This is a genomic window from Sphingomonas sp. 2R-10, assembly GCF_030062225.1.
GTDB lineage: Bacteria > Pseudomonadota > Alphaproteobacteria > Sphingomonadales > Sphingomonadaceae > Sphingomonas.
Map to the genome: position 1 here is coordinate 23,348 of NZ_JASCXF010000047.1, position 8,048 is coordinate 31,395.

Here is an 8,048-nt window from a genome sequence, read left to right on the forward strand (position 1 = left end):
CGAATTCGTCATGTAGACGATCCTCCGCCGCAAGGTGATGGCGCTGATCGCGTCATGCAGTTTCCCCCGTCTATGCTCCGAAGCCGCACGGTAGAAAGATCAATGCGACGAGCCTTTCCTCAACTGATTAGGTGATTACCTCCAGGATGCCTCCCCCACACGCGGCGGGGGAGGAAGGTGGGTCAGAAGCGGGCGCGGGCGCCGAACAGATACCGTGCGCCGGTATTCTGGAGCAGCAACAGGCGCTCCTCGCGCAGTGAGTAATCACGGACATACTGGTTGGTGATGTTCACGCCCTGCACGTAAACCTGAAACCGCTCGTTGATGTCGTACGCGATGCTGGCGTCGAACTGACCATAGGCCTCGCGGTTCTCGGGGCGAGATGCGGCACCGAAACAGGCGCGCTGGAACGACGAGCGCCAGTTGTACGAACCACGAGCCTGAATGCCGAACTTTTCGTAGAAGACGCTGCCGTTCGCCGAATGCGGCGACAGGCCGTTGTAGCCGCAATCGAGCGCCGATGCGCCCGCGCCCCGTTCAACCGAGCTGGTGACATAGGTGTAGTTGCCCGCGACGCCGAAGCCGGAGAGGACACCGGGCAGCCGGTCGAGCGTATATTGACCGCCAACCTCGACGCCTGCGATCCGGCCCGATTGACCGTTGCGCGTGCGGGTATCGAGGAACTGGCGCCCGGCGAACTGCACCGGCAACGTCTGGTTCTCTAGGAAATCAGAGAAGTCCTTCACGAACCCGGCCAGGCTGAGATAGCTGACATCGGTCAGGTAATATTCGAGCGACAGGTCATAGTTGGTCGACTTGAACGGTTTGAGCAACGGATTGCCACCGCCCGACGTCGCGTTCGTGATCCGGCCACTATACGAATTGTCGGTGCCCAGCGACGTCAGGGTCGGGCGTGTCACCGTCTTCGACACCGCCGCACGCAGAAACACCTTCGGCGTGAATTCATATTTGAAGTTCGCCGATGGCAGGACGTTGGTATATTCGTTGTCTATCCGGAGTGCCTGCGCCGGGCCAAAATTGAAGTTCAGGTTGTCGTCACCGGGATTGACGGTGATGCTGATGACCGGCTGTCCGAACCCGCGTGACGTGAGCTTGGTGTTGACGACGCGAACGCCGACATTGCCCGACCACTGGTCGCCACCGAGATTGGCATTGAGATAGCCTGCCAGTACTTTTTCCTGCACGTCCAGCCTTTGTCCGGGGCGCGTCCTCAAGCCATACGGGCCGCCGTCAAGCGCCTGGACCCGCGCTGCCTCCGCCGCCTGCTGCGCCGCCGTGCGTCCCTGCCGAGGGATGACGAGGATCGAAGGCTGAGAGATATAGGCGAAGATGTCGGCGGGATTGAACGTGAAGAAATTGCGGGGGATCAGATCGCTCCCTGACGCCTTGGACAGATATCCATCCAGTTCGTAAGCCTGCACCAGATTAGCGGGAATGCTGACTTCGTAACCGCAATAGGTGCAGACCGAATCAGAATTGTCGGCGATGTCGCGCGTCTTGCGCCGCTGGTTATAGGCGGCACCGAAGCCGAGCGACTTCAGGGGACCGTATTCAGCCTTCCAGTCGCCATCGGCGTGGAATTCGATGCCCTTGTCCTTGACCTCGACCAGTTGGTTGAGCGCGTAGTGCGCGCGCAGGATGTTGGGATCGGTGATCGGCCCCAGATTGGACGCGGTCGGGATATCGTTTTCAGGCGTCAGGTCGAACCGGGGCGATGTTTGCGCCAACGTGCCGACGACGACGAACTGGTGCGGCTGTTCGCGGGTCGCCTGCGTCGCGGATGCGTCGAACTTTAGTTTTAGGCGATCGGTGGCGTCCCAGGCCAGATTGGTGCCGAACTGATAGCTCTCGGTATTGCGATCATAGGTATAGACGATGTTGTCGTTCTGCGAGAGCGTTACGCGGTCGTCGGCCAGCGAGGCCGCCGTCAGCGCCGGGTTGGCGGCCAGGAATTGCGAGCCGGGTCGGTTGAATCCGGTGACGGTGCCATTGGTATCGGTTTGCAATCCGATGAAGCGCGGCGTGAAGAACAGGCCGAAGCGGCGAATATCCTGCGAGACGTTGAACTTCGAATAGATGCCGTCGACGGTCAGCAGGAGATTGTCGTTGATCTGCGACTGGATCGCGCCGGCGATGTTGATACGTTCGCGCGTGTTGCTCTCGCGGTTGAAGTTCAGGTCGCGCGGCGTGTGGATATCGCCGCTGGTCGTCAGCGCCGCGGCGGTCAGTCCGGTGGCCGTGGCGGGAGCGTTGATCAGCCCCTCCGGTCCCAGAATCCACCCGCCGATATTGACGAAATCATTCTGGCTCTTGCGGTTGGTGTACGACCCGGACAGCACGACGCCGAACGTCTTGTCGTCATTGGTCCACGATGTCACCGCGGACAGATCCGGACTGAGCTTGTCGGCCAGCGTATCGTAGATTCCGCCAGCGGCCGCCGACAGGTGAAAGCCCGATTTGCCGTCCAGTGGCCGCGCGGTCACGACGTTCACGGTCGCGCCGATGCCACCTTCCTGCAGTTGCGGCAGCGACGATTTGTAGACGTCGGTCCGCTGGATCATGTTGGACGACAACACGTCGAACGAGAATTCGCGACCGTCATTGTCGGTCGCCATGATGCGGCCGTTGACCAGGACGGTGTTGAACTCCGGCCCCAGCCCGCGAACGGTGATGAACTGACCCTCGCCGCCGCTGCGATCAATCGCGACGCCGGTGATACGCTGCAACGATTCCGCGACGTTGTTGTCGGGAAACTTGCCGGTATCCTCGGCGGAGATCGAGTCGACGATGTTGTCGGCGTTGCGTTTGGTGGCGACGGACGACCGCAGGCTGCTGCGGATGCCGGTGACGACGATGTCCTCGTCGGTCGATGCGGCTTCGGACGGACCCTGGGGTTCGGACGGCGTGTCCGCTTGGGGTGTGCCGGTCTCAGCGACCGAATTGGCGTTGGATTGGGCGGTCGCTGGCGCAGCCAGAAAGGCAAGAGCGGTGGCACCTGCCAACAGATGAGCTTTCATATCCCCTCCTCTTTCGCGAGCTTATAAGCTGCTCTCGTGCCCCCAACATCTGGTAAGAGTATTGATATGTCAATTGTTGCCCTGGGCCAGAATTTATGACCCGATTTTCGTCAGCCTTGCAGTGCGGTGAAAGATAAATAACTGAAAACTAACGTAGTTGTATGAAATTTAGCGCAATGCGGTATTCCGCGAACCGGATCAGGAATATTTTTTGTTCGGTCATTATCGACTTTTGTCGGTGTAGTGATACTATTTTGCGACAGGTCTGGGCATCCGGTGGTCGAAGCGGACGACAATCGCAGATGTATCGGACACGCCAAACGGGAGGGGAAGCATGAACGGACTGCAGATCAATCGCCGGGGAATCTTGACCTCCGGGTTTGCCGGGACGGCTGCATCGATTGTGCTGCCGGCGATCGCCAAAGGGCGCGCGCCGGGTGGCGGGGTGCTGGCCGCGCGGCCACCGATGGGCTGGAACAGCTGGAACAGCTTCGCGACCACGATCACCGAGGCGCAGGCGCGCGAGACGGCCGCGATCATGGCGAGCAAGCTGCTGCCGTTCGGCTACGACATCTTCACCGTCGACATCCAGTGGTACGAGCCGGAGGCGTCGAGCTACGAATATAACGGCAACCCAGTGCCGGCGATGGACGGCTACGGCCGACTGATCCCCGCGCCGAACCGTTTTCCGTCGAGCGCGGACGGGTCCGGCTTCACGAAGCTGGCCGCCGACGTCCACCGGATGGGGATGAAGTTCGGCATCCACCTGATGCGCGGTATCCCCCGGCTGGCGGTGAAGAAGAACCTGCCCATCCTCGGCACGAAGTACCGCGCCGCCGATGTCGCCGACACGACCAGCATCTGTTCGTGGAACCCCGACATGTACGGTGTCGACATGACGAAGCCGGGCGCGCAGGCCTATTACGACAGCGTGTTCAGGTTGTACGCCGACTGGAGCGTCGATTTCGTCAAGATGGACGACATGAGCCGCCCCTATGATGCGCACGCGCCCGAGATCGAGGGCGCGCACAAGGCGATCGTCAACACCGGCCGCCCGATGATGCTGAGCCTGTCACCCGGCGAGACGCCGGTGATCCGCGGCGATCACGTCCGCCAATATGCGCAGATGTGGCGGATCAGCGATGATTTCTGGGACGAATGGGCGATGCTGGAGGCGCAGTTCACCCGGCTGGAGAACTGGAACACATGGCGCCGTCCCGGCGCATGGCCGGATGCCGACATGCTGCCGCTGGGCCGGCTGGCGCTGGGCAAGCGCGACACGAGGTTCACGCCCGACGAACAGCGCACGCTGATGACATTGTGGTCGATCGCCCGTTCGCCGCTCATCATGGGCGGCGACCTGCGCCACCTCGATACGCCGACGCTGGCGCTGCTGACCAACCGCGAGGTGCTGGCGGTCAATCAGGCCAGCACCGACAACCGCCCGCACTTCGTGCAGGACGGCGCCCGCATCTGGTCCGCCCGGCCGGAGGGGAGCCAGGATCGCTACCTTGCGCTGTTCAACACCACCGACAAGCCCAGGGAGGTGACGATCGCCCTGCGCGATCTCGGCAAGTCGGGGTCGGTGTCGGTCCGCGACCTCTGGTCCGGTCGAGCTACCGGTACCGCCCGCGACCGCATCACGCGGACGGTATCGCCGCATGGTGCCGAACTCTATCGGCTGACGTGATGGCGCATCGCGGTATCCACGGGCGATGACTGTCGCTCGGGGATGCCGCGGTGCTATGGCCCGTAGGATGGCGCGCCCAATCAGCGGAATATGATGTTAGAAACAGCGATGGCCGATCCCACCGACGAAAAGAAGCCCACGCAGTCCTCCGGGCGGCGGTTACGTGGCGCGGTGGCGCATACGCTGGGTCGGGCCATCCTGGCGGGCGATTATGCGTCGGGCGATGCGTTGCCGGGCGAACTCGCCTTTGCGGAATCGCTCGGCGTGTCGCGCGGCGCCTATCGCGAGGCGGTGCAGGCGCTGATCGCCAAGGGACTGGTCGAAAGCCGGCCCAAATCCGGCACCCGCGTCCTGCCGCGCCATCGGTGGAACATGCTTGATCCCGATGTACTCGCCTGGGCCTTTGCGGATGAGCCCGACATGCGGTTGCTGCGCAGCCTGTTCGAATTGCGCGCGGTGGTCGAACCGGCCGCGGCGGCCTTCGCGGCCGAGCGCCGCGACCGTAACGATCTGAGGATGTTGAAGGACGCGCTGGGCAGGATGCGGCGCCACACGCTGTCGAATGATGCGGGGCGGGCGGCCGACCGCGAATTCCATGCCGCCATCCTGACGGCATCGCGCAACGATGCGTTGATAACTCTCAGCGCCGGCATCTCCGCGGCGGTTGAATGGACGACCCAGCTGAAACAACGGGACCGCGCCCTGCCGCGCGATCCGATGCCCGAACATGTCGCCGTCTACGACGCGATCGTCGGCGCCGATGGTCAGGCCGCCGCCGGGGCGATGCGCAAGCTCGTCGATCTGGCGCTGGCCGACACTCGTGCCGCGCTCGAGGGATCCGTCGGGTAACGGCTTCCTGTTAGAGAGAACACGGTGAGCAATGCGGCCATCGATTTTTGACCCACGACCGGCTGAGCTAGCTGTGGTTCCTAGGCTTTGACTTGGAGGCACCGACGCCCGATGAGAACACCAGCTGGCTATTTCGCGAGAAGCTGACGTGTGTAGACGCAATCGGTGCGCTGTTTGTCGCCTTCGACCTGTACCTGCGGACCTGCGGCTTTCAATCGATCGCCGATGCCATATTCTTGGCGGCGCCCGAGCAGCGCGACATTACGGCGATCAAGGCGAACAGGAGCGGGGCGGAGACCGTGAGCGACAGCGGACCGGCTGCTCGCAAACCCTGACGTACCTGTGTCGCGCATGTCCTGACTTCCGAACGTCTCGTATGTCGTCACTTTTGCGACAGAAGCCGTTGATTGGAAGGGCGCAAGATCTCGTTGGCCTGACACAGTTCGCGGTTCTCGCGCTCCAACGCCTTCAGCTTGTCCACCACCTCGGTCGGAACCCGGCGCGCTTACCGCTGTCGACTTCGGTCTTCTTCAGCAACTCATGCGGCGTTTGTGACGCACAGCCGATCTTCTCTGCAATGGAAACCACCGCCGCCCATCGCGACGGATGGTCGCGCTCGTGATTCAGTACCATCCGCACCGCTCGCTCGCGGACCTCGGGCGCAAACTTGTTCGTCGTCTTGCTCATACGGGCTCCACCTTCTCAGGAATTGGAGCCTCCGGAGAACCTGGGGCGATTCATAATGCTGGCCGAGCGTTGCCTAAGGAAGACCGCGGTCACGCTGCCATCAAAATGCAAGATCGAAAAGACTTTGGTGATCTCAGAACTTTGCCGGCGGGCAGTCGAGATACACGTCCGGCAAGGCCTAGGCGACGTGGACAAATTTGAGCCAGTATCTTGCGGTAGCGAGGTGTACCATACCGAGGAAGCTGCTGGCCAATTGGTCGTAGCGGGTGGCGATCGCGCGGTTGATCTTGAGGTGGCCGAACATGCGCTCGATGCGGTTACGCTGCTTGTAGAGCATCCTGTCGTGCTCGATCTTCACGCGGCGATTTGAGCGGCCGGGAATGACCAGCTCGATGTTCCGCTTCGCCAAGTCGGCACGGATCGCATCGGCGTCATAGCCCTTGTCGGCAAGCAGAGCATTAGGCGTGCGTTCTGGCAGGACAATCAGAGCATCATACGCCTTGCAGTCTGCCGCTTCGCCTCCCGTCAGATGAAAGGCGAGCGGTCGCCCGAGGGCGTCGGCCAGGCAGTGAAGCTTACTGGTGAACCCGCCCCGCGAGCGGCCAAGAGCCCGTCGATCAGCCCCCCTTTTCCGCCCGCTGCCGAGACGTGGGCGCGGACGGTGTGAGGGTCCCCCGGTTTCTCATCCAAGTCGAGGGTGAGCATCCGGCGTTCATTCGGCCGCGATCTTGGCCGTGGCGGCAGCATATTCGACCGGCGTCAGCCAGCCAAGCGATGTGTGAGGACGGCTCTCGTTGTAGTCCCGTCGCCAGGCCTCGATCAGCACCTTGGCCTCGGCGGCGGATCGACGCGCTGTTCGACATCGAGCACGCCATCTTCGGCAAGACTGCGGCAGAGCGGCAGGCCGCGCGTCAGGAACTAAGCCTGTCGCTGGCCACGGACCTTGGCACATGGCTGCGTCGTCAGCGCGGCGCGATGGCGCGCCACAGCCCGGTCGCGGCCGCGTGCGACTATCTGCTGAAGGACTGGCCGGCCTTCACGGCCTTCCTGAATGACGGGCGTATTTGCCTGACGAACAATGCCGCAGAGCGCGCCCTGCGCGGAGTGGCCCTTGGCAGGAAAGCATGGCTGTTCGCGGGCTCCGACCGGGGCGGCGACCGCGCAGCGTTCATGTACAGCCTCATCGTTACCGCCAGGCTCAACGACGTTGACCCGCAGGCCTGGCTTGCCGACGTACTCGCCCGTATCGCCGACATGCCCCAAGGCCGGCTCGACGAATTGCTGCCCTGGAACTGGCAATCGTGTAAGTCAGAGGTCATCGCACAGGCGGCATGACCGCCGCACCGGGGGCGAAAATGGGCAACAGGCTTTATCAATGCGAGTCCGAGCATGACCAAACCGCCTGGGCGGTAGCGCATCTGAAGGCGCGTGGCGCCATCAGCGATGTTTCGCTTTGGCTGGCTGGAATTGACCGCCCGATGCGCCTGCTCGCGAAAGCCAAATTAGCTCTGCGGGCGGGAGGCCTGGCCGTCACCAGCATCATGAAGAATGTCCGCGACGCTGCTGGCGAAACTCACGACATCCTGACGTGGAGGGTCGAAAGGTAAACGACTGAGCGTCGCAGCCGCTTTCCGCAGGGCAACGCGGCCCTGCCCGGACGCTCTGATGTCCGTTTTCAACCCTCAAGACGCGCGCCATCATCCGCGTGGAAACGCAGATGGCGAATATGACCGCGTACAGGTGGAGGCGGGGCCTGAAGGACGTCGGTGATCAAGCTCTGATAC

5 protein-coding genes and 4 pseudogenes are annotated in these 8,048 nt (G+C 62.5%); 5 read left to right on the forward strand and 4 right to left on the reverse strand.

Annotated features, from left to right (window positions below; genetic code table 11):
* Positions 1-182 precede the first annotated feature (182 nt).
* On the reverse strand, positions 183-3,038 hold the full coding sequence (locus QLH51_RS17340; RefSeq protein ID WP_125661824.1) for a TonB-dependent receptor: 2,856 nt from the start codon (positions 3,036-3,038) through the stop codon (positions 183-185).
* A gap of 334 nt (positions 3,039-3,372) precedes the next feature.
* Between QLH51_RS17340 and QLH51_RS17345 the strand changes: the two genes are divergently transcribed.
* From QLH51_RS17345 to QLH51_RS17355, 3 genes are all read left to right on the forward strand, one after another.
* Positions 3,373-4,728 carry a glycoside hydrolase family 27 protein gene (locus QLH51_RS17345; RefSeq protein ID WP_125661827.1) on the forward strand — a complete coding sequence of 452 codons (1,356 nt, stop codon included), beginning with the start codon at positions 3,373-3,375 and terminating at the stop codon, positions 4,726-4,728.
* Positions 4,729-4,818: 90 nt separating this feature from the next.
* Positions 4,819-5,577 (forward strand): FadR/GntR family transcriptional regulator, encoded by a 759-nt coding sequence (locus QLH51_RS17350; RefSeq protein WP_206429269.1) that lies wholly within the window; start codon positions 4,819-4,821, stop codon positions 5,575-5,577.
* A gap of 92 nt (positions 5,578-5,669) precedes the next feature.
* Complete coding sequence (locus QLH51_RS17355) at positions 5,670-5,912, forward strand: hypothetical protein (RefSeq protein ID WP_164516230.1); 243 nt, start codon at positions 5,670-5,672, stop codon at positions 5,910-5,912.
* A gap of 71 nt (positions 5,913-5,983) precedes the next feature.
* Here QLH51_RS17355 and QLH51_RS17360 read toward each other — a convergent pair.
* The 3 pseudogenes from QLH51_RS17360 to QLH51_RS17370 all read right to left on the reverse strand — a co-directional run.
* Positions 5,984-6,264, reverse strand: a pseudogene (locus tag QLH51_RS17360) (transposase); the annotation flags it as partial.
* A gap of 178 nt (positions 6,265-6,442) precedes the next feature.
* Positions 6,443-6,895 (reverse strand): annotated as a pseudogene (locus tag QLH51_RS17365) (IS5 family transposase); the annotation flags it as partial.
* Positions 6,896-6,976: 81 nt separating this feature from the next.
* Positions 6,977-7,108, reverse strand: a pseudogene (locus QLH51_RS17370) (integrase core domain-containing protein); the annotation flags it as partial.
* On the opposite strand from QLH51_RS17370, the pseudogene QLH51_RS17375 reads away from it, so the two are divergent.
* Positions 7,102-7,599: pseudogene (locus tag QLH51_RS17375) on the forward strand (IS66 family transposase); the annotation flags it as partial. The pseudogenes QLH51_RS17370 and QLH51_RS17375 sit on opposite strands and share 7 nt — an antisense overlap.
* Positions 7,596-7,871 carry a hypothetical protein gene (locus QLH51_RS17380; RefSeq protein WP_125661839.1) on the forward strand — a complete coding sequence of 92 codons (276 nt, stop codon included), beginning with the start codon at positions 7,596-7,598 and terminating at the stop codon, positions 7,869-7,871. The pseudogene QLH51_RS17375 and the gene QLH51_RS17380, both read left to right, overlap by 4 nt.
* Positions 7,872-8,048 lie beyond the last annotated feature (177 nt).